At 58.9% G+C, this 18,456-nt stretch carries 17 protein-coding genes; 12 read left to right on the forward strand and 5 right to left on the reverse strand.

Going from position 1 to position 18,456, the window contains the following annotated elements:
• Positions 1-7: 7 nt before the first annotated feature.
• The 8 genes from QRN38_RS09885 (at position 8) to QRN38_RS09920 (ending at position 9,169) form a co-directional block, all read left to right on the forward strand.
• Positions 8-745: a response regulator gene (locus tag QRN38_RS09885; RefSeq protein ID WP_005764051.1), complete on the forward strand. Its 738-nt coding sequence runs from the start codon at positions 8-10 to the stop codon at positions 743-745.
• 61 nt (positions 746-806) lie between these two features.
• Positions 807-2,213 carry an ATP-binding protein gene (locus tag QRN38_RS09890; RefSeq protein ID WP_010201840.1) on the forward strand — a complete coding sequence of 469 codons (1,407 nt, stop codon included), beginning with the start codon at positions 807-809 and terminating at the stop codon, positions 2,211-2,213.
• A gap of 171 nt (positions 2,214-2,384) precedes the next feature.
• Positions 2,385-3,671 carry an ABC transporter substrate-binding protein gene (locus QRN38_RS09895; protein ID WP_005736422.1) on the forward strand — a complete coding sequence of 429 codons (1,287 nt, stop codon included), beginning with the start codon at positions 2,385-2,387 and terminating at the stop codon, positions 3,669-3,671.
• A 104-nt stretch (positions 3,672-3,775) separates the two neighbouring features.
• On the forward strand, positions 3,776-4,684 hold the full coding sequence (locus QRN38_RS09900; protein ID WP_003375907.1) for a carbohydrate ABC transporter permease: 909 nt from the start codon (positions 3,776-3,778) through the stop codon (positions 4,682-4,684).
• Positions 4,677-5,522, forward strand: a complete 846-nt coding sequence (locus QRN38_RS09905) for a carbohydrate ABC transporter permease (RefSeq protein ID WP_005615493.1) — start codon at positions 4,677-4,679, stop codon at positions 5,520-5,522. The genes QRN38_RS09900 and QRN38_RS09905 overlap by 8 nt, the downstream gene beginning before the upstream one ends.
• Before the next feature lie 2 nt (positions 5,523-5,524).
• Positions 5,525-6,685, forward strand: a complete 1,161-nt coding sequence (locus QRN38_RS09910) for an ABC transporter ATP-binding protein (protein WP_054070071.1) — start codon at positions 5,525-5,527, stop codon at positions 6,683-6,685.
• Between the two features lie 133 nt (positions 6,686-6,818).
• Entirely contained in the window at positions 6,819-8,180 is a 1,362-nt protein-coding gene (locus tag QRN38_RS09915) for a carbohydrate porin (RefSeq protein WP_005736419.1), read from the forward strand.
• A gap of 113 nt (positions 8,181-8,293) precedes the next feature.
• Positions 8,294-9,169 carry a D-hexose-6-phosphate mutarotase gene (locus QRN38_RS09920; protein ID WP_044390990.1) on the forward strand — a complete coding sequence of 292 codons (876 nt, stop codon included), beginning with the start codon at positions 8,294-8,296 and terminating at the stop codon, positions 9,167-9,169.
• A gap of 414 nt (positions 9,170-9,583) precedes the next feature.
• Here the strand turns inward: QRN38_RS09920 and QRN38_RS09925 are convergent, their stop codons facing one another.
• Complete coding sequence (locus tag QRN38_RS09925; protein WP_003375897.1) at positions 9,584-10,450, reverse strand: MurR/RpiR family transcriptional regulator; 867 nt, start codon at positions 10,448-10,450, stop codon at positions 9,584-9,586.
• A gap of 218 nt (positions 10,451-10,668) precedes the next feature.
• On the opposite strand from QRN38_RS09925, the gene zwf reads away from it, so the two are divergent.
• From zwf to QRN38_RS09940, 3 genes are read left to right on the forward strand one after another with little or no spacing between them, the layout of a single operon-like run.
• Positions 10,669-12,138 (forward strand): glucose-6-phosphate dehydrogenase, encoded by a 1,470-nt coding sequence (zwf, locus tag QRN38_RS09930; RefSeq protein WP_003375894.1) that lies wholly within the window; start codon positions 10,669-10,671, stop codon positions 12,136-12,138.
• Complete coding sequence (gene pgl / locus QRN38_RS09935; protein ID WP_057418519.1) at positions 12,125-12,838, forward strand: 6-phosphogluconolactonase; 714 nt, start codon at positions 12,125-12,127, stop codon at positions 12,836-12,838. The genes zwf and pgl overlap by 14 nt, the downstream gene beginning before the upstream one ends.
• A gap of 28 nt (positions 12,839-12,866) precedes the next feature.
• The gene (locus QRN38_RS09940; RefSeq protein WP_005764046.1) at positions 12,867-13,541 is read left to right on the forward strand and encodes a bifunctional 4-hydroxy-2-oxoglutarate aldolase/2-dehydro-3-deoxy-phosphogluconate aldolase; all 675 of its coding nucleotides are present in this window, start codon (positions 12,867-12,869) and stop codon (positions 13,539-13,541) included.
• A gap of 130 nt (positions 13,542-13,671) precedes the next feature.
• Here the strand turns inward: QRN38_RS09940 and QRN38_RS09945 are convergent, their stop codons facing one another.
• A complete protein-coding gene (locus QRN38_RS09945; protein WP_081025436.1) occupies positions 13,672-13,911 on the reverse strand; it encodes a DUF3820 family protein in 240 nt (79 codons plus the stop codon).
• A gap of 219 nt (positions 13,912-14,130) precedes the next feature.
• Between QRN38_RS09945 and QRN38_RS09950 the strand changes: the two genes are divergently transcribed.
• Complete coding sequence (locus QRN38_RS09950) at positions 14,131-14,607, forward strand: PA2169 family four-helix-bundle protein (protein ID WP_057418521.1); 477 nt, start codon at positions 14,131-14,133, stop codon at positions 14,605-14,607.
• Positions 14,608-14,701: 94 nt separating this feature from the next.
• Here the strand turns inward: QRN38_RS09950 and QRN38_RS09955 are convergent, their stop codons facing one another.
• From QRN38_RS09955 to QRN38_RS09965, 3 genes are all read right to left on the reverse strand, one after another.
• The gene (locus QRN38_RS09955; RefSeq protein WP_007244889.1) at positions 14,702-16,210 is read right to left on the reverse strand and encodes a sensor domain-containing diguanylate cyclase; all 1,509 of its coding nucleotides are present in this window, start codon (positions 16,208-16,210) and stop codon (positions 14,702-14,704) included.
• A 205-nt stretch (positions 16,211-16,415) separates the two neighbouring features.
• A complete protein-coding gene (locus QRN38_RS09960; RefSeq protein WP_057418522.1) occupies positions 16,416-17,780 on the reverse strand; it encodes a heavy metal sensor histidine kinase in 1,365 nt (454 codons plus the stop codon).
• On the reverse strand, positions 17,770-18,447 hold the full coding sequence (locus QRN38_RS09965; RefSeq protein ID WP_005764042.1) for a heavy metal response regulator transcription factor: 678 nt from the start codon (positions 18,445-18,447) through the stop codon (positions 17,770-17,772). Before QRN38_RS09965 ends, QRN38_RS09960 begins: the two co-directional genes overlap by 11 nt.
• Positions 18,448-18,456: the final 9 nt, after the last annotated feature.

Consider the following 18,456-nt stretch of genomic DNA (forward strand, 5'->3'; position numbering starts at 1 on the left):
CCTTATCTTGAGTTCAGTCAGTAAATCGATCCTGCTGGTGGATGACGATCAGGAGATTCGCGAGTTGCTGGACACCTACCTGAGTCGTGCCGGTTTTCAGGTGCGCACGGTGGGCGATGGCGCGCAATTTCGCCGCGCCTTCAACGAAGAACCCAGTGATTTGCTGATCCTTGACGTGATGCTGCCGGATGAAGACGGTTTCAGCCTGTGCAAATGGGTGCGCCAGCATCCGCGCCAGCCGCACGTGCCGATCATCATGCTGACCGCCAGTTCGGACGAGGCCGACCGGGTCATCGGCCTGGAGTTGGGTGCCGACGATTATCTGGGCAAACCGTTCAGCCCGCGTGAGCTGCAAGCGCGTATCAAGGCGTTGTTGAGGCGCGCCCAGTTTGGTCAGGATCGTCCGGGTGGCGATGTGCTTCTGTTCGATGAATGGCGGCTGGATATGGTCAGTCACCGGCTGTTTCACAATGACGGCGAAGAGGTGATTCTTTCCGGTGCCGACTTTGCACTGCTCAAGCTGTTTCTCGACAACCCCCAACAGATTCTCGACCGCGACACCATCGGCAACGCCACCCGTGGCCGGGAGCTGATGCCGCTGGAGCGTATCGTCGACATGGCGGTCAGCCGCCTGCGCCAGCGTTTGCGCGACACCGGCAAGTCGCCGCGCCTGATCCGCACCATTCGTGGCAGTGGTTACCTGCTGGCGGCGAGTGTTAATTCGCACGCGAGCAACGGTTATTAATCCGCCTGCCGCAGGCCCGAGAAGAACCGGCCTGCCGCTACCGCGCTCGCTGCTCGGGCGCATGCTGCTGTTGACGTTGCTGGCGGTGCTGATGGCCCAGGCGCTGTCCAGCGTGATCTGGCTGTCGCAGTTGCGCGCCACGCAAATGGAAGGGCTGGTCACCAGTGCGCGCAGCCTGGCTTACTCGATGGCCGCCAGCGTCAGTTATTTTCGTTCACTGCCGCTGGCCTACCGGCCAATGGTGCTGGATCAACTGCGCAGCATGGGCGGCACGCGTTTTGTCGTCTCGCTCAATGATCACCCGCTGGACATGCAGATCATGCAGCCCACGCCGCGCAAACAGGCAGTGCTGGACGTGGTCGGCGAAGTGTTGCGCCAGCGCCTGGGCAGCGGCCCGGACATCACCGTGTGGTTTGCCCGCCCCGAAGAGCTGCGAATTTTCAACAGCGGCCTGAAGCTCGACGAGCTGCCGCGTTCCTGGGCGCATTACGCGCTGACGCTTGAGCCGGTGAACCCGCCGGTGCTGGTCACGCAGATCGAAATGGCCCCCGGCGAGTGGTTTTACATCGCCTCTTTGCTGCCCGAACCCTATACATCGCTGGAAGAACAGGAACTGCCCCTGCAACAGGTGTCGTTCATTGTCCTGACCAGCGCGTTTCTGTTGTTGTTCATCGGCTTGCTGGTGCACTGGCAGAGCCGCCCGCTCAAGCGTCTGGCGCGGGCAGCGCGGGACATGTCGCTGGGTGCGGATGTGGAGCCTGTGGTCGAGGGCGGCGGCAGTGAAGTCGTCGAGGTCAGCCGGGCGTTCAACGCCATGCGCACCCGGATCAGTCGCTACCTGACCGAACGCGGGCAGCTGTTCAGTGCCATTTCCCATGATCTGCGCACACCCATTACCCGCCTGCGGCTGCGGGTCGAATTGCTCGAAGATGAGCAACAGCAGCGCAAATTCAGCCGCGATCTGGACGAGCTGGAGTTGCTGGTGAAAGGCGCGCTGCAATGCGTCAAAGACACCGATATTCATGAAAACATCGAGCCGGTGGATCTCAATGCGCTACTTGAATGCCTGGTCGAGCCTTGGCTGACTGCCGATGGAGACGGGCGTGTCACGCAGCAGGGCGAGGCGCAGGCGGCCTATCCCGGCAAGCCGCTGGCGCTGATGCGCTGCATCGGTAACCTGATCGACAATGCCCTCAAATACGGCCATCGGGCGCATCTTAAAGTCGAAGATGATGCCCAGGCTTTCGTGCTGCACGTGGATGACGAAGGCCCCGGCGTACCGGAACAACGCCTCGAGCACGTCTTCGAGCCGCATTTTCGGCTGGCGGGTAATCAGCAGCAGGGTTATGGATTGGGGCTAGGCATCGCCCGCAACATTGCCCACAGCCACGGCGGCGAAGTCAGTCTGCAGAACCTGCGTGACGGCGGGTTGCGGGTGACGTTATACCTGCCGAGGACCGTGGAGTGATTCTGCACGTTAGTGGCTTTTGGCCCGTTGCGTCGGGGCTCTATGCGAATGTAACCATCCGGTGACATTCGCGCATCCCTTCGTTACTGTCGTGTCGTCTGGCTTGGTTAGACTCGCACGAAGCGCAAGCATCAGACTTGCTCATGCATAACAACAAGAAAGGTTAATTAGATGAATTCCATGTCACGTCTCGCCGTTGTCATCTCTCTCGCTTCGTTGTTCCCTCTGAGCGCTACCGCTGCTGAAACCAAAGGCACTGTCGAAGTCGTGCACTGGTGGACGTCTGGTGGCGAAAAAGCTGCAGTCGATGTTTTGAAAGCGCAGGTTGAAAAAGACGGCTTCGTCTGGAAAGACGGCGCAATCGCTGGCGGCGGTGGCTCCACAGCCATGACCGTGCTCAAGAGCCGTGCAGTTGCTGGTAACCCGCCAGGCGTTGCCCAGATCAAAGGGCCTGATATCCAGGAATGGGCATCCACAGGCCTGCTCGACACTGACGCGCTGAAAGACGTCGCCAAGGCCGAAAAGTGGGACTCCCTGCTGGACAAGAAAGTCTCCGATACCGTGAAGTACGATGGCGATTACGTGGCCGTGCCGGTGAACATCCACCGTGTCAACTGGCTGTGGATCAACCCGGAAGTCTTCAAGAAAGCCGGTATCGACAAGGCACCGACCACCCTTGAAGAATTCTATGCAGCGGGCGACAAGCTGAAAAAAGCCGGTTTCATTCCACTGGCGCACGGCGGTCAGCCTTGGCAGGACAGCACCGTGTTTGAAGCCGTTGTGCTTTCAGTCATGGGTGCCGATGGCTACAAGAAGGCGCTGGTCGACCTCGACAAGGGCGCGCTGACCGGTGAAGGCATGGTCAAGTCGCTGACCGAACTGAAGAAAGTCGCTACCTATATGGATGCTGACGGCAAGGGCCAGGACTGGAACCTGGAAGCGGCCAAGGTCATCAACGGCAAGGCCGGCATGCAGATCATGGGTGACTGGGCCAAGAGCGAATGGACCGCCGCCAAGAAAGTCGCGGGCAAGGATTACCAGTGCGTAGCCTTCCCGGGCACCGACAAGTCCTTCACCTATAACATCGACTCGCTGGCGGTGTTCAAGCAGAAAGACAAAGGCACCACTGCTGCTCAGCAGGACCTGGCCAAAGTTGCGATGGGTGAGGACTTCCAGAAAGTCTTCAGCATCAACAAGGGTTCGATCCCGGTTCGCCAGGACATGCTTGCCGACATGAACAAGTACGGTTTCGACTCTTGCGCGCAAACCGCTGCCAAGGACTTCCTGGCCGACTCAAAAACCGGCGGCCTGCAGCCGAGCATGGCGCACAACATGGCAACCACGCTGGCCGTGCAGGGCGCTTTCTTTGATGTGGTCACCAACTACATCAATGACCCGAAAGCCGACCCGGCAGAGACAGCCAAGAAGCTTGCTACCGCGGTCAAGTCAGCCCAGTAATTCGTTATTAATTGCCTGTAACCGCCGTCCGTGGTGTTGAAATCCTTCATTGATTTCACCCACGGCTGCGGCCTGGATTCGATACACCGGATGGGATACTCCCGATGAGCTCTGTCGCTGCGAACAGCAAAGCCTCGCCAATGGATGCGCTGCAACGCTGGCTACCTAAACTGGTGCTGGCACCCAGTATGTTCATCGTGCTGGTGGGCTTCTATGGCTACATCCTCTGGACATTCGCGCTGTCGTTCACCAACTCGACGTTCTTGCCGTCCTATAAATGGGTCGGCCTGGCGCAATATGCGCGCCTGATGGACAACGACCGTTGGTGGGTGGCGAGCAAGAACCTTGCTGTGTTTGGCGGCATGTTCATCGCCATCAGCCTGCTGATCGGCGTGCTGCTGGCTATCCTGCTGGATCAGCGTATCCGTCGCGAAGGCGTGATTCGCACTATTTATCTGTACCCGATGGCGCTCTCGATGATCGTCACCGGTACGGCCTGGAAGTGGCTGCTAAACCCGGGCCTCGGCCTGGACAAGATGCTGCGCGACTGGGGCTGGGAAGGTTTTCGTCTCGACTGGCTGGTTGATCCGGATCGCGTTGTGTACTGCCTGGTCATCGCTGCCGTGTGGCAGTCTTCGGGCTTTGTCATGGCACTGTTTCTGGCTGGCCTGCGGGGCGTTGATCAGTCGATCATCCGCGCCGCGCAAATGGATGGCGCGAGCCTGCCGATGATCTATTGGCGCGTTGTGCTGCCTAGTCTGCGCCCGGTGTTTTTCAGCGCGGTGATGATTCTGGCGCATATCGCCATCAAGAGTTTTGACCTTGTAGCGGCAATGACGGCCGGTGGCCCGGGTTACTCGTCGGACTTGCCTGCAATGTTCATGTACTCCTTCACGTTCAGTCGCGGCCAGATGGGCATGGGTTCGGCGAGCGCCATTCTGATGCTCGGCGCAATCCTGGCGATTCTGGTGCCTTACCTTTACTCCGAGCTGAGGGCCAAACGCCATGACTAGTCATATTGGCAAACCAGGCATCAGCTTCAGCCGTATCCTGATTTACGCCGTGCTGATACTGGCCTGCCTGATTTATCTGGTACCGCTGGTGGTGATGTTGTTCACCAGCTTCAAGACCCCCGAAGACATCGGCACCGGCAACCTGTTGAGCTGGCCGGGCGTGGTCACTGCGGTTGGCTGGATCAAGGCGTGGGACCTGGTCGACGGCTATTTCTGGAACTCGATCAAGATCACCGTTCCTGCCGTGATCATCTCCACCGCGATCGGCGCGCTCAATGGCTATGTGCTGTCGATGTGGCGTTTCAAGGGCTCGCAACTGTTCTTCGGTCTTCTGCTGTTCGGTTGTTTCCTGCCGTTCCAGACAGTACTGCTGCCGGCGTCCTTCACGCTGGGCAAGATGGGGCTGGCCAACACGACCGTCGGGCTGGTGTTCGTCCATGTGGTCTACGGGCTGGCGTTCACCACGCTATTCTTCCGTAATTACTACGTCAGCATTCCCGATGCACTGGTCAAGGCGGCGCGTCTGGACGGTGCCGGGTTTTTCACGATTTTCGGCCGCATCATTCTGCCGATGTCCACGCCCATCGTGATGGTCTGCCTGATCTGGCAATTCACCCAGATCTGGAACGATTTCCTGTTCGGCGTTGTGTTCTCAAGCGGCGACTCTCAGCCGATCACCGTGGCGCTGAACAATCTGGTCAACACCAGCACAGGCGCCAAGGAATACAACGTTGACATGGCGGCGGCGATGATCGCCGGGCTGCCGACACTGCTGGTCTATGTACTGGCTGGCAAGTATTTCCTGCGTGGGCTCACAGCCGGCGCGGTCAAGGGGTAATCATGGCGACTCTCGAATTACGCAACGTCAACAAGACCTACGGCAGCAACTTGCCGGACACGCTCAAGAACATCGAACTGTCGATCAAGGATGGTGAGTTTCTGATCCTGGTCGGCCCGTCCGGTTGCGGCAAATCCACCCTGATGAACTGCATCGCCGGGCTGGAAAGCATCAGCGGCGGGGCGATCCTCATTGATGGAGAGGATGTCAGCGGTACCAGCCCGAAAGACCGTGACATCGCGATGGTGTTTCAGTCCTACGCGCTGTACCCGACCATGACCGTGCGCGAAAACATCTCGTTCGGGCTCAAGATCCGCAAGATGCCGCAAGCCGCCATCGACGAAGAAGTCGCTCGCGTTGCCAAGCTGCTGCAAATCGAACACCTGCTCAATCGCAAGCCCGGGCAGATGTCCGGTGGTCAGCAGCAGCGTGTGGCGATGGGCCGTGCCCTGGCGCGTCGGCCGAAGATTTACCTGTTCGACGAACCGCTGTCCAACCTCGACGCCAAGCTGCGGGTCGAGATGCGTACTGAAATGAAGCTGATGCATCAACGCCTGAAAACCACCACCGTCTACGTGACCCACGATCAGATCGAGGCGATGACGCTGGGCGACAAAGTGGCGGTCATGAAAGACGGTATCGTTCAGCAGTTCGGTACGCCCAAGCAGATTTACAACGACCCGGCCAATCTGTTTGTGGCCAGCTTCATTGGCTCGCCGCCCATGAACTTCATTCCGTTGCGCCTGCAACGCAAGGATGGCCAGCTGGTTGCGCTGCTCGACAGCGGTCAGGCGCGTTGCGAACTGCCAGTGGGCGTTGCCGATGCAGGGCTTGAAGATCGCGAAATCATTCTGGGTATTCGCCCGGAACAGATTATGCTGGCTGCCGGCGACCAGGCGGGTCTGCCTACTATTCGTGCCGAAGTGCAAGTCACTGAGCCGACCGGCCCGGATACACTGGTGTTTGTCACGCTGAACCAGAGCAAGGTGTGCTGTCGTCTTGCCCCGGACGTCGCGCCGCAAGTGGGCGAGAGCCTGACGCTGCAATTTGACCCGTCCAAGGTGCTGATTTTCGACGCCAAGAGCGGCGAGCGTCTGGGGGTTTTAGGGCAGTCACCATCAGCCGAGCGGGTAAACAACGTCTCCCAGTTGAACCGCAAGTGATAGATTGATTCAATACCGAGCACCGCTGGCCGGCCGTTGACTGCGACGCTTAAACGGCCCGCTAATGGACACAGGCAGTGAACGAAGCAAGACGTCTACCAAAGCTAATAACAATAAAACGAGGATTGATGGGATGAAGAAGATCAACAAAGGTAAATCGCTTTCCCGGTTTCAGTTGGTAAGCACGCTGTCGGTGCTGGGTGCGATGGGGCTGGCAGGCAACGTTCATGCTGCCGAAGCATTTGCTGCCGATTCGCCGTGGATGACGGGCGACTGGAACGGCAAGCGTACCGAACTGCTCGACAAGGGTTATGACTTCTCCCTGGAATACGTTTCCGAGATGGCCAGCAACCTGAAAGGCGGCTCCAACGACGACACCACCGGCCGTTACAGCGATCAGTTCGCGCTGGGCATGAAAGTCGATTTGCAGAAAGTTCTAGGCTGGCAGGACGCGGAGTTCAAGCTGGCAATCACCGAACGTAGCGGCCGCAACATCTCCAATGACCGGATCGGCGATCCTCGTGCCGGCACGCTCAGTTCCTCGCAGGAAGTCTGGGGTCGCGGTCAGACCTGGCGTCTGACGCAAATGTGGGTCAAGCAGAAGTATTTTGATGGCGCGCTGGACGTCAAGGCCGGTCGTTTCGGACCGGGCGAAGACTTCAACAGCTTCCCGTGCGACTTCCAGAACCTGTCGTTCTGCGGCTCGCAGGTCGGTAACTACGTGAACACCTGGTACAACTGGCCAATCAGCCAGTGGGCCTTGCGCGTGAAGTACAACATCACGCCTGAAGTGTATGCACAAGTGGGTGTCTACGAGCAGAACCCGTCCAACCTGGAAACCGGTAACGGCTTCAAACTCAGCGGCAGCGGCACCAAAGGCATGATCCTGCCGGTGGAACTGGTCTGGACACCGACCGTCAATTCTCTGCCCGGTGAATACCGTGTCGGTTACTACAAAAGCACGCCGAATGCCGATGACGTCTATGAAGACGTAAACGGCCAGCCGCAAGCGGCTACCGGTGCTGCGTTCAAGTCGCATGACAGCAAGCACGGCTGGTGGGTTGTGGCTCAGCAACAGTTGACCTCTCACAACGGCGATGCGTCGCGCGGTCTGAGCATCTTTGCCAACGCCACTGTGCATGACAAGGAAACCAACTTCGTTGATAACTACCAGCAGATCGGTCTGACCTACAAAGGCCCGTTCAATTCGCGTCCGAAGGATGACATCGGTGTCGGTATTGCGCGTATCCACGTCAACGACGATGTGCAGGATCGTGTACGTCTGGCCAACCAGATCAGCGGCATCAACGACTTTGACAACCCTGGTTACCTGCCGGTGCAGAGCACTGAGTACAACTCGGAAATCTACTACGGCTTCCACGTCACCAACTGGCTGACCGTGCGTCCCAACCTGCAGTTCATCAAGCATCCTGGCGGCGTAGATCAGGTTGATGATGCGATTGTGGCGGGCATCAAGATTCAATCGAAGTTCTGAGTATTGATTGACGCGTAACGCGATCAAGGGTCGTGTGTGCTTTGCGGGCAGCCTGCTGGCTGCCCGTTTTTTTTATCGGTTTACCTCTTTATTTTTCAGGGACGCGATTGGCGATGACCTCTCACGACGCGCAGCTGCCTGAGCATCCATTGCAACGCTTCTTCCGATCCCTTCGTGCCAGACCGACTTTCGAGTGGGAGCGCTATCAGCTGCGCGACGTTCTGGTCATCGACCATCCGCAATGCCAGGCGGTGTTCAGTCGCCAGGGCGCGCAGTTGCTGCACTTTCAGCCGCACGGCCAGAAACCCTGGCTCTGGTGCGCCGCGCAATGGCCGCAAGTGGGCGCTATTCGCGGTGGCGTGCCGGTGTGTTGGCCCTGGTACGGGCGCCATCCGGGGGAAAGCGGCTGGCCGGCGCATGGCTGGGGGCGTTTGCTGGACTGGAAACTGATCGACAGCCGTGAGAGTGAAGAGGGCGTCAGCCTGCACTGGCGCTTGCAGCTGTGGGACTGGCAGGTCGATCTGCACGCCGAGTTGGGGCAGGGCATGGAACTGCGCCTGAGCACCTCTCACGAAGACAGCGAGCCTTGTCATTTCAGCCATGCGCTGCATGCGTATTGGCGGATCAGCGATGTTGCCGAGGTCGCCCTGGAAGGGCTTGATGGCGCCCAGGGCTATGACGAACTCAGTCGGCAGGCCTGTCAGCAACAAGGCGAACTGCGCGTGTTGGGCGGCTGTCAGCGAGTTTTTGAACATGCGGGCGCCTTGCAGCTCCAGGACCCGACCTGGCAACGCAAATTGAACATCGATACCGGCGACAGCACCAACACTGTGGTCTGGCACCCTGGTAGCAGACCGCTGCTGGGTGTGTGCGGAAGTGAAACCACAGGCTTCGTACGCGTCGAAGCCGCCTCAGGCTCCGGCGATGCCTTCAGCCTGAACCCGGGCGAACAGGTGCAGCTCAAATTGCAGGCAAGCCTGGCGGGGTGAGTTGCGTGTGACGCATAGCGTCACGAACTGCATGCCGACGCGGAGCGTCGGCACGATAGTCAACCGTTGTGTTGTGCTCCATGCCATAGATCTGCGCCGCACACTCAAGATGGGACGCAGAGCGTCCAGAACGGCATGCGACGCGGAGCGTCGCACGATAGTTGTATCTGTTGCGGCGACCCCCGGATCAGTGACAGGGCGAAGGAACCCGACGAAGTCGGGCCGGAAACGGAGCGAGGACTTTGCTTACTTTGGTCCCTCAAAGTAAGGCGCCGTAAGGGCGCAAAGGTGACCTGAGCAGAACCTCAATCCACCTGACAAAGAAAAACCGCCGTGTGACGCAGAGCGTCACGAACTGCATTCCCACGCGGAGCGTTGGAACGATAGTCAACGCATTCTCCCGATCACACCCAGTCAGCCCTGATCCTCGATCGGATAGCGGCTGTCGTTCAGGCTTTCCTTGATCTTGCGCAGGTGTGGCTGGAAATCAACGCCGCGGCGCAAGGTCATGCCGGTGGCCAGCACGTCGAGAACCGTCAACTGAATGATCCGCGAGGTCATCGGCATGTAAATATCGGTGTCCTCCGGCAGCGGAATATTCAAGCTCACGGTGCTGGCCTGCGCCAGTGGCGAACCCGCGGCCGTCAGGCCCAGCACCGAGGCGCCATTGGCCCGTGCGATACGTGCCACCTCCACCAGCTCACGGGTGCGGCCGGTGTAGGAGATGATCACGAACAACTCGCCAGTGTGGGCCACCGACGCAATCATTCGCTGCATCAACACGTCAGCGTGCGCCGTGACCGCCAGATTGAAGCGGAAGAATTTATGCTGCGCATCGAGCGCCACCGGCGCAGAGGCACCCAGCCCGAAAAAGTGGATCTGCCGCGCCTGAATCAGCATGTCCACAGACTTGCTGACCAGCGCCGGGTCCAGTTGCTGACAGGCGCTGTCCAGCGAGGCAATCGCGCTGCCGAAAATCTTCTGGGTGTACGCCTCGGGATTGTCGTCGGCTTCCACCGCACGGCTGACATAGGCCGCGCCACTGGCCAGGCTCTGGGCCAGTTGCAGCTTGAGCTCAGGATAGCCGCTGACGCTGAACGAACGGCAGAAGCGGTTGACCGTCGGCTCGCTGACTTTGGCCGCCTGGGCAAGCGCTGCAATGCTCAGACGCGTGGCCATCTGCGGGTTAAGCAGAATCACCTCGGCCACTTTGCGCTCGGCCTTGTTCAGCTCATCGAGTCGGCCCTGGATTTGCTCCAGGAGGTTTCTTACGCGGTCCATACAAAGTCCTTGTCGGGGCTGATTCACCAACGGTTTTGGCCTGAGCTTTTATTAGCCCTTTAGCCTGTAGCAAAGGTGGCCTATCGTACTGAGGGCCTGTGTTGATCACCACTGGAATATGCTTTCAGGCAGAATGTTGTGGTTATTACTACATATGGCCTTGAGTAACGCCTTTAAAAAAGGTATTTGTAGCCTAACTTGATAAAAGAACCAACATTATGCCCTTGATTACGGTTGAACCGTGCACATTTGCCCTGTTTGGTGCCCTGGGGGACCTGGCGGTACGCAAGCTGTTCCCGGCTCTTTATCAGCTTGATCGCGCTGGACTGCTGCATGAAGACACAAAAATTCTTGCCCTGGCGCGTGAACCAGGCGACGAACAGTCGCATCTGGCCTACATCGAAAAATCCATGCGCCGCTTCATTCCCGAGGCGGAGCTTGAGGCCGACAACGCAGCGCGCTTCCTGGCGCGCCTCAGCTACCTGCATGTCGATTTTCTCAAGGCCGAGGACTATGTTGCGCTGGCCGAGCGCGTTGGCAATGCCGAGACGCTGATAGCCTACTTCGCCACGCCGGCCTCGGTGTACGGCGCGATCTGCGAGAACCTCGCGTCGGTGAACCTGGCCGAGCGCACACGCGCCGTCCTGGAAAAGCCCATCGGCCATGACCTGGCCTCGTCGCGACGGGTCAACGACGCCGTTGCGCAGTTCTTCCCGGAAAACCGCGTCTACCGAATCGACCATTACCTGGGCAAGGACACGGTCCAGAACCTCATTGCCCTGCGGTTCGCCAACAGCCTGTTCGAGACCCAGTGGAACCAGAACCATATTTCCCACGTGGAAATCACGGTTGCCGAGAAAGTCGGCATTGAGGGCCGCTGGGGCTACTTCGATCAGGCCGGCCAGCTGCGCGACATGATTCAGAACCACCTGCTGCAGTTGCTCTGCCTGATCGCCATGGACCCGCCCAGCGACCTGTCGGCCGACAGTATTCGTGACGAGAAGGTAAAAGTGCTCAAGGCACTGGCCCCGTTCACCCCCGAGCGTCTGGCCACCCAGGTGGTGCGCGGTCAGTACACCGCTGGCTACAGCGAAGGCAAGGCAGTGCCGGGTTATCTGGAAGAAGAGAACTCCAACACCCAGAGCGACACCGAAACCTTTGTTGCGTTGCGTGCCGATATCCGCAACTGGCGCTGGTCGGGTACGCCGTTTTATCTGCGTACCGGCAAGCGCATGCCGCAGAAAATGTCGCAGATCGTGATCCACTTCAAAGAGCCGCCGCACTACATCTTTGCCCCTGAGCAGCGTTTGCAGATCAGCAACCGCCTGATCATTCGTCTGCAGCCTGACGAAGGTATTTCCCTGCAGGTGATGACCAAGGATCAGGGGCTGGACAAAGGCATGCAGCTGCGCAGCGGCCCCTTGCAACTGAATTTTTCCGACACCTACCGCAGCGCTCGTGTCCCCGACGCTTATGAGCGGTTGTTGCTGGAAGTCATGCGTGGCAATCAGAACCTGTTTGTCCGCAAAGATGAAATCGAGTACGCCTGGCAATGGTGCGATCAGCTGATTGCCGGCTGGAAGAAGGCGGGCGATGCGCCCAAGCCTTACCCGGCCGGAACCTGGGGGCCAATGAGCTCCATTGCCCTGATTACTCGCGACGGGAGATCCTGGTATGGCGATATGTGATCTAGAGATGCCGGCAGGGCTGGTAGCACGTGACTTCGACACCCCACAGCAACTGGCCGATGCGCTGGCCGGCAACGTGGCCGCGCGCTTGAAGCAGGCGATCAGCGAAAACGGTCTGGCCACGCTGGTGGTGTCCGGCGGACGTAGCCCGGTGGCGTTCTTTCAGAGCCTGGCGGCGCAGCCGCTGGAATGGTCGAACGTGGTCATCAGCCTGGCTGACGAGCGTTTCGTGCCCACCGAGCATGCCGACAGCAACGCCGGCTTGCTGCAACGCCATCTGTTGCAAGGCCCTGCGGCCAAGGCGAAGTTTGTGGGGCTGTACAGCGTGGCGGGCAATGTAGAGGACGCAGCACTGGCGGCCGATCAGGCGCTGGCCGAGCTGCCGCCTATCGATGTGCTGATTCTGGGCATGGGCGACGACGGGCACACCGCGTCGCTGTTCCCCGACAGCCCGAACCTCAGCGAGGCGCTGGACCTTGATGGCGAGCGTCGCTGCCTGCCGATGCTCGCACCCAGCGTGCCGCATCAGCGTCTGACCCTGACCCGCCGTTTGCTGGCGTCGGCGCGTTCGCCGATCCTGTCGGTCTCAGGTCAAGCCAAACTGGACACCCTGCGCGCAGCGCTGGCGGGCGATAACCTCGCCGAAATGCCGGTGCGTGCCTTTCTCAACCCGTCTCTCGAGATTTACTGGTGTCCATAAGCCCCATAAACACAAAGGAACCGTCGCCATGACACAGAACGAAAATAATCAGCCGCTCACCAGCATGGCGAACAAGATTGCCCGGATCGACGAACTCTGCGCCAAGGCAAAGATTCTGCCGGTCATCACCATTGCCCGTGATCAGGACGTATTGCCACTGGCCGACGCGCTGGCCGCTGGTGGCATGACGGCTCTGGAAATCACCCTGCGCTCGGCGTTCGGACTGAGTGCGATCCGCATTTTGCGCGAGCAGCGCCCAGAGCTGTGCACTGGCGCCGGGACCATTCTGGACCGCAAGATGCTGGCCGACGCCGAGGCGGCGGGCTCGCAATTCATTGTGACCCCCGGCAGCACGCAGGAACTGTTGCAGGCGGCGCTCGACAGCCCGTTGCCCCTGCTGCCAGGCGTCAGCAGCGCGTCGGAAATCATGATCGGCTATGCCTTGGGTTATCGCCGCTTCAAGCTGTTCCCGGCAGAAATCAGCGGCGGTGTGGCAGCGATCAAGGCCTTGGGCGGGCCTTTCAACGAGGTGCGTTTCTGCCCGACGGGCGGCGTCAACGAGCAGAACCTCAAGAACTACATGGCCTTGCCCAACGTCATGTGCGTCGGCGGGACATGGATGATTGATAACGCCTGGGTCAAGAATGGCGACTGGGGCCGCATTCAGGAAGCCACGGCACAGGCGCTGGCGCTGTTTGACTGATGGATAGTATTTCAGAGTCAGCGCTCAGCGGGCTGACTCTGGCAAGGAAGTTGTTGTTGGTTGTATGGCTTTTGCGGTGCTCCCTGGTCCGGAGCACCGTTTTTTTCATCCCGGACCGTATCCCCTTTGCTTATCCCCTGTCCTTGAACGACTGACGCGGACGCGTGCGCAGCGGTTCCAGCAGCGTGCTGAGGCCGTTGTGATCGATTTCCTGCATCAGCGCCAGCAGGCCGCCCAATTCTCCTTTGGGAAAGCCCTCCCGGGCGAACCAGTTCAGGTAATGCCCCGGCAAATCGGCGATCAGCCGCCCTTTGTATTTGCCGAACGGCATTTCCTGCGTCACCAGTAACCTGAGTTTCTCCGGGTTCACCTGCGAGCCCTCCCATCAATAGATAACGACCTGCACGATACGTGCATTCTGCATGCAGGCCAAATGACAGTTCATGCAGAAGTCACGACCAGTCAAATGTGAAAATTTCGTAAGTTTTTGATTTTAAAGGATTATATTCGCATCTAAAACTGGCACGGTGCCTGCAATTGTCTATTCATCCAACACTTTCGTATCAACCTGCCATTAGGAAATTATCAAATGACTGATATCAACATCAATAAAGAAACGATCTCTATCCTGAATGACCTGATCGAAACCAGCATCGACGGCAAAGAAGGGTTCCAGACCAGCGCAGAGAATGCGAAGACCCCATCGGTGAAAACGTTTTTCACACGCCGTTCTGCGGAAGTTGGCGCAGCAGTCACTGAGCTGCAGCAGCATGTACAGCAGCTGGGCGGCAAGCCAGAAAGTTCGTCCAGCGTATCCGCTGACCTGCACCAGGCATGGGTCAAGCTGAAAACCGCGTTCACCAGCAACGATGATCTGGCTGTACTGGAAGAAGCGGAACGTGGCGAAGACGTTGCCAAGAAAGCCTATAGCAAGGCGCTTGAGAAGTCGCATGAGAAGGGTGTTTCCCCAGCCGTTATCGCGGTCATCGAAAAGCAGTACCAAGGTGTTCTGAAAAATCACGACGAAGTCAAAGCACTGCGTAACGCAGCCCGCGCCGCATCGTGATTCGATGACCCCGCGGTAACAAAAACGCCAGCCAGTCTGGCGTTTTTTTATGTCGATTGTCAGGTGATCATGTCTGGTCAGAAGCCTGCAACTCTTACGTCACAGCCACGTGCTGCTCGACCCGATTGCGACCGTTGTGCTTGGCCTGATAGAGCGCCTTGTCGGCGATGCCGAAAAACGCTGCCAGTTTGTCGCCCTGCTCTACGATTTGCGAGGCCACACCGATGCTCACGGTGATCGGCTGTTCGTCATCGGCATAACGCGGCAGGGATTCGACCGCTGCGCGAATTTTCTCGGCGATCACCAGCGCGCCGTTCATGTCGGTTTCCGGTAGTACCGCCACAAACTCTTCGCCACCATAACGGGCAAGCTGGTCACCCGGTCGGCGAATGGTGCCCGCAACAGCTTGCGCAATTCGCCGCAAGGCCTCGTCACCGCCCTGGTGGCCATGGCGCTCGTTGAAGGCCTTGAAGTGGTCGACATCAATCATCAGCAGCGAAAGCCATTTACCGGAACGTTGCGCGCGCGCCCACTCGGTTTCCATCGCTTCGTCAAGTTGACGCCGGTTGTCGAGCCCGGTCAATCCGTCGGTTGCGGCCAGGCTGGCCAGTTCGTCTTCGGCACGATGGCGCCGACGCAACTCACCGCACAGCAGCCAGGTCAGCCAGACAATTCCCAGGCATAGCAGGCTGGTGGCGGTGCCGATCAGCCAGGCATTGCGATGCCAGACCGCATAGACCTCGTCCTCGGACTGCCCGATCACCACCAGCAACGGCAGATTGCCGACGCGCGAAAACGTATACAGCCGACGTGAGTTCAATTGCGTGGAGAGGGCGGCGAAACTGCCATCACCTTCCTTGAGAATGCGCTGGAAGTTGGCCGTGTGGCTGTAGTCCTTGCCGGTCAGATCCTGACCTTCCAGCTCTGGATAACGCACGATCAGCGTGCCATCGGTGTTGATCAGGTTGATGCTGCTGCCATCGCCCAGGCGCTGGCTCATGAACAGGTGTTTGAAATACACCAGGCGCATGGCCGCACTCACAATACCTTTGAACTCGCCGTCAGGCCCTGAAATGCGTCGACTGAAACTGATGCACCAGTCCTTGTAGCCCCAACGCGTCTTGTAAGGTGGGCTGACATGCAAATCCAGCGAAGGGTCCAGCGCATGAGTTCTGAAATAGTGACGATCGGAAAAATTGTCGTTTCGGGGAATGACCGACAGTGAGTCAGCCAATATTTCGCCCCTGTTATCCAGCAGTACCAGATCGCCTTTATACGCCGCAGCCGTGGAGCGATCAAACAGGACAAGTTGTCGCAGTTCAGGCGACAGGTCCTTGAGGTCCGGGCGCTCCCATGCGCTCATCATGCCCAGCAATGACGAATCGTAAAGTTCTGCGTTATGCAAAACGTCGGCATCGATCAATTGCACGATATTGGCCGCTGCACGCGCTGCTGTCTGCGCTGCGTCGTCGCGTTCCCTTGCCAGTAAAGACGCCACAATCGCCAGAATGGCAAGCATCGAGACCGAGCTGCCAACGATCAGCATAAGCTCCGGACGTGTCCATTTGAGCCGGGCTTGCCGAGAGGATGCAAACAACATCATTGGTTGTTCTACCTGCAGACGAATGGTTCTTGATAAAAGGTTAAGTCCGTTATCAATATTTTATAAACTTAAGGCGGGTGTATATCACGCTCCTTATATCCTCATATGAATGGAATGTGAATAAACCAAGTGCATTAAAAAAGATGAGAACGGATGCACATCTGTTGCGGTGCTAAAAAGAGTTCGCCAGTTTTTTTTCCGGTTCTCAGCGAGGAAGCTGGATACCAAACGTATTGGCCCCGTGTGCACTGTTAACAAATACGCTGCCGCCGTGCATCAATGCAATTGCTTTGACAATGGCCAGCCCCAGGCCATGATTGGCACCGCTGTTACTGCGTGAGGCATCGACCCGATAAAAGCGCTCGAACAGTCTGGGCAGATGTTCCTGGGCAATTTGCGCGCCCGGATTGGTCACGCCGATACTCACATGCGCCTCGCGCGACTCGATGCTGACCTCGATTACCTGCCCGGCCTCGGTGTGTTGCACGGCGTTATGCAGAAGGTTGATCAGGGCGCGGCGCAGGTGAGGTTTTTCAATTGGTGCGCTGGCATCGCCCTGGACCCGAACCTGCACTTGTGCGTCTTCCAGAATGAAGTCCAGGTAATCCAGCGTCGTCGCCACTTCTTCGGCCAGTGACGCACAGGTCAGCGCCTTGACCTTGGTGCCCTGATCGGCGCTGGCCAGAAACAACATGTCGTTGATGATCGAACGCAGGCGTTCGAGCTCTTCAAGGTTGGATTGCAAGACCTCGAAATAATGCTCGGCGGAACGGCCGCGGGTCAGCGCCACCTGGGTTTGACCGATCAGGTTGGTCAGTGGCGAGCGCAGTTCGTGGGCCACATCGGCGTTGAACGACTCCAGCCGCGAGTAGGCCTGTTCGACGCGTTCCAGCGTGGAGTTGAACGAGGCGACGAACTGCTCGAGCTCCGGTGGCAGCGGTGACAGTTGCAGGCGCCCGGACAGGCGTGGCGGGGCCAGCTTCTGGACCTCCTGCGAGAGGCTGGCCAACGGGCGCAGGCCGATGCGCGCCACCCAGTAACCCAGCGCCGACGCCAGCAGCACGCCCAGTGTGGCCAGGCTGATCAGCGCGACCAGCAGCGAGTGCTGGGTGTGCCAGAAGGTTTCGGTGTCGATGGCGGTGAGAAAACGCAGCGCCGGACGCTGTTCCTTGGCCGGGAATTCGCTGACCAGCACCTTGAAGGCGAACGGGTGATCGGCCAGCTTCAGGTCATGCATGCCCGGCGCGCCTTGCGCGAATCGGCGAATGTTCGGGTCCGGGTTGCCGAATTCGTACAGCGGGTTGTCGCTGACGACCCAGAAACGCAGGCGCTTGTCTTCTTCGCTGAGCAACTCCAGTTTTGCCTTGATCTTGCTCCAGTGCTCGGGATTGCCGAAACGCCCGATGGCCGATTCCAGTACGCTGTAGCGCGCATCCACTTCGGCGCGCGGCAGCAGGTCGAGGCTCTTGTCGACCTGCAGGTACAAGGCCCAGCCGATTAGCAGGAAAACCACCAGCGCGACCAGCGCAAACAGGCCGCTCAGGCGCAGGGCAATCGAATCAACCCGCACTGCGGTTCTCCAGCACGTAGCCCATGCCGCGAATGGTGTGCAGCAGTTTGTGCTCGTGAGGACCGTCGAGCTTGGCGCGCAGGCGCTTGATCGCCACTTCGACCACGTTGGTGTCGCTGTCGAAGTTGATGTCCCAGACCATCTCGGCGATTGACGTTTTGGACAGAATGTCGCCCTGACGCCGGGCCAGCACACTGAGCAGCGAAAACTCCTTGGCGGTCAGGTCCAGTCGTGCTCCGGCGCGGGTTGCCTTGCGGCTGATCAGGTCGATCCACAGGTCGGCGATGGTGATCTGCAGCGGTTCGTGGCCCCCGCTGCGACGGGTCAGGGCCTGCAGGCGGGCGACCAGTTCCAGAAACGAAAACGGTTTGCCGAGGTAATCGTCGGCACCTTCGCGCAGGCCGCGAATGCGGTCATCGACCTGTTCGCGAGCGGTCAGCATGATCACCGGCGTTTGCTTGCGCGCGCGCAGTGCACGCAACACGCCAAAACCGTCGAGCCCCGGCAGCATCACGTCGAGAATGACGATTGCGTGGTCATTCTCCAGGGCCAGATGCAGGCCTTCGATGCCGTCGCGGGCCACGTCCACCGTATAGCCCTGTTCGGTCAGGCCACGGCGCAGGTAGTCTGCGGTTTTCTCTTCGTCTTCGATGATCAGCACGCGCATCGGGCGATT

The sequence above is a fragment of the Pseudomonas sp. CFBP2511 genome (genome assembly GCF_030209255.1).
Classification (GTDB): Bacteria; Pseudomonadota; Gammaproteobacteria; order Pseudomonadales; family Pseudomonadaceae; genus Aquipseudomonas; species Aquipseudomonas avellanae.

Excerpts from the sequence above, each read along its gene's own strand:
- QRN38_RS09895 (WP_005736422.1), top strand. The coding sequence starts at position 2,385 with ATGAATTCCATGTCACGTCTCGCCGTTGTCATCTCTCTCGCTTCGTTG.
- QRN38_RS09900 (WP_003375907.1), top strand. The coding sequence starts at position 3,776 with ATGAGCTCTGTCGCTGCGAACAGCAAAGCCTCGCCAATGGATGCGCTG.
- pgl (WP_057418519.1), top strand. The coding sequence starts at position 12,125 with ATGGCGATATGTGATCTAGAGATGCCGGCAGGGCTGGTAGCACGTGAC.
- QRN38_RS09940 (WP_005764046.1), top strand. The coding sequence starts at position 12,867 with ATGACACAGAACGAAAATAATCAGCCGCTCACCAGCATGGCGAACAAG.
- QRN38_RS09890 (WP_010201840.1), top strand. The coding sequence starts at position 807 with ATGCTGCTGTTGACGTTGCTGGCGGTGCTGATGGCCCAGGCGCTGTCC.
- zwf (WP_003375894.1), top strand. The coding sequence starts at position 10,669 with ATGCCCTTGATTACGGTTGAACCGTGCACATTTGCCCTGTTTGGTGCC.
- QRN38_RS09950 (WP_057418521.1), top strand. The coding sequence starts at position 14,131 with ATGACTGATATCAACATCAATAAAGAAACGATCTCTATCCTGAATGAC.
- QRN38_RS09955 (WP_007244889.1), bottom strand. The coding sequence starts at position 16,210 with ATGATGTTGTTTGCATCCTCTCGGCAAGCCCGGCTCAAATGGACACGT.
- QRN38_RS09915 (WP_005736419.1), top strand. The coding sequence starts at position 6,819 with ATGAAGAAGATCAACAAAGGTAAATCGCTTTCCCGGTTTCAGTTGGTA.
- QRN38_RS09925 (WP_003375897.1), bottom strand. The coding sequence starts at position 10,450 with ATGGACCGCGTAAGAAACCTCCTGGAGCAAATCCAGGGCCGACTCGAT.
- QRN38_RS09920 (WP_044390990.1), top strand. The coding sequence starts at position 8,294 with ATGACCTCTCACGACGCGCAGCTGCCTGAGCATCCATTGCAACGCTTC.
- QRN38_RS09905 (WP_005615493.1), top strand. The coding sequence starts at position 4,677 with ATGACTAGTCATATTGGCAAACCAGGCATCAGCTTCAGCCGTATCCTG.
- QRN38_RS09910 (WP_054070071.1), top strand. The coding sequence starts at position 5,525 with ATGGCGACTCTCGAATTACGCAACGTCAACAAGACCTACGGCAGCAAC.
- QRN38_RS09965 (WP_005764042.1), bottom strand. The coding sequence starts at position 18,447 with ATGCGCGTGCTGATCATCGAAGACGAAGAGAAAACCGCAGACTACCTG.